3 protein-coding genes are annotated in these 2,278 nt (G+C 37.5%); 1 reads left to right on the forward strand and 2 read right to left on the reverse strand.

What is annotated here, in order from left to right; genetic code table 11:
• Positions 1-253: 253 nt before the first annotated feature.
• Both NTU69_12515 and NTU69_12520 read right to left on the reverse strand, forming a co-directional pair.
• Positions 254-535 (reverse strand): HEPN domain-containing protein, encoded by a 282-nt coding sequence (locus NTU69_12515; protein ID MCX5804329.1) that lies wholly within the window; start codon positions 533-535, stop codon positions 254-256.
• Entirely contained in the window at positions 513-1,052 is a 540-nt protein-coding gene (locus NTU69_12520) for a DNA polymerase subunit beta (GenBank protein ID MCX5804330.1), read from the reverse strand. The genes NTU69_12515 and NTU69_12520 overlap by 23 nt, the downstream gene beginning before the upstream one ends.
• A gap of 597 nt (positions 1,053-1,649) precedes the next feature.
• Between NTU69_12520 and NTU69_12525 the strand changes: the two genes are divergently transcribed.
• Positions 1,650-2,278 (forward strand): redox-sensing transcriptional repressor Rex (locus tag NTU69_12525; GenBank protein MCX5804331.1); only part of this gene is annotated, 629 nt, incomplete at its 3' end.

Consider the following 2,278-nt stretch of genomic DNA (forward strand, 5'->3'; position numbering starts at 1 on the left):
TGGGGTCAGGTCTTGAATTATAAGTTTTTATTAACCCATCCCTCACCCTGTTCCCTTTATTTTCCTGCTATTTCAATAGGTTGTCAAGATTTTTAGCTATGAGCTATCAGCAATCAGCGTAAACCACTTCCTACTTACGACTTACGGGATTTTGAGCATGGTAGGCATTTGTTACAGTAGCATAAAATAAATCGAGTTTATTATTTCTTCTCCGCCAGTTCTTTCATCCTCTTTACAAATTCTTTGGCAGATTTCAGAGCGCTCTCTGCATCGTCTTCAGTCGCAAAGAATGTGGTTGGGATTTTTCTCTAAAACCATCGGCAAACAATATGCCTCGTGCCGAATGAAACATGGCGAGATAACTTGATATAATACAGGACCTGAGGGCGTTGCTGCTCAGGTTATTGCTTGCTTCTTTGAGCCATGATTCGGCAGTCCGGATGCTTTCTGCTGCCTTATCTTTCGATGGCGGAATCTTCCTGATCAGTCCTTCCTCAAGCAGTCTGTTGATACTATATTGCGTTTTCTTCGCCATACACGGTCACGGAACCAAAATACAAAGAATGATAAAATAAAGGGTCTTCTTTCTTCAATGTCTCCAATTTATTGTCATCCAGTATCAGGATTTTCACATTTTTTATGTTTTTTCTCAGCTCTGATGTCAATTTGGCAAGCTTATCATTATCCGTTTTATTTATCTTGCTCCACAGGTCAGCATCAGATGAGTTGGTATTTATGCCTTTTGCACAGCTTCCGTACAAACCAGCCGCTTCTACGAATTTGTAGCGTTTGAAGATATCTGTATCAATGTCTTGTATGTTGAATATGATTTTCAGGCTTTTGACTTCTTTCGTGTTTCTGACTATAAATTTTGTATTCTTTCTTTCCAGTATGTTCTCTGTTACAAGGATGTATAGATATTTTGAAACAAGGCCCTTGCTCAGCAAAAGCCGCTTGGCCACTTCATTGACGCCAAATTCCGTTTCGGAAAAAATGACGTGCTGAAGGATGGCAACCCTTTCTTTTGTTGAAAATAGCTTTTCTGTGTTCATGATATATAAACTAATCGTTCACAATATATAAACTTTTTGTTCACAAATCAAGAGTATATTAACCATAGTCTAAATATTTTTTAGCCGCTTATGGAGTATGGGGTCTTGAAATATAAGTTTTTCATAACCCATCCTTCCCCCTGTTTCCTTTATTTTCCGGATTTTCAGCTATTAGCTTTCAGCTATCAGCTATCAGCGTGAAATCCACGGATATACGATGAGAGATGTACGATGCATGATGTTTTTAAACCATAGGTTCTATCGTGAATCGTGTATCATGTATCAGGTCTGTTCTACGCTCCTTTGTAAAATAACCATATAAATTATTAGGAAGTGACTTTTAACATTTCAAGCACTTACGTTTTAACATCCCCCATCAGCGATCAAAATATCTCAAACAGGTCATTACAATTGATAGATTTTCAATAATCGAGAACCAATTCTAAGTCTGTAATTTTGGAATTTTGTTATTGAGATTTGGTTATTGGTAATTGACATGCTATGAGCCATGAGCTAATACAGGCTTGTTAAATTTTTCTCTTGCAATTCATGTGAAAAATTGTTAGAAAGTAAAAAAACAATACTAAGGGTGGAAAAATGGCTAAGTATCCAAAAATTCCCGAGGCAACGATAAGGAGATTATCAAACTACTTAAAGTGTATTGGAGACCTTGAATCAAAGAATGAAAAGGTAGCATCCAGTGCCCTCATTGCAACAATATGTAATGTCAACGCAGCTCAGGTAAGAAAGGATTTTGCATATTTTGGTGAATTTGGCATAAGAGGCATGGGATACAATGTGAAAGAACTTATATTCCACATAAAGGAAATACTTGGCATAAACAGGGTGTGGAGGATTGCAGTGGTAGGTATCGGGAATATGGGGAGTGCCCTTCTCGTATATAAAGATTTTTTAAAACAAAATTACAAGATCGTAGCGGCCTTTGATATTGATCCTGTAAGCGTAATAGGACGTATCTCTGAGAGAATGGGAAAGCCTGTAGAAATACTTCATATAGACACATTAAAAGAAGCAGTAAGGACAAGAAATATAGAAATAGGGATTATCACAGTCCCTCCGCAAGAGGCGCAGAAGGTCGCAAACTTACTTGTGGAGGCCAATGTAAAAGGGATTTTAAACTTTTCCCCATCACCGGTTACAGTCCCTAAACAGATTAAGCTTAGAAACATCTTTTTTACAGCAGCCCTTGATAATCTCGTGTATTA

This window comes from Pseudomonadota bacterium, assembly GCA_026388215.1.
Classification (GTDB): domain Bacteria; phylum Desulfobacterota; class Syntrophorhabdia; order Syntrophorhabdales; family Syntrophorhabdaceae; genus JAPLKF01.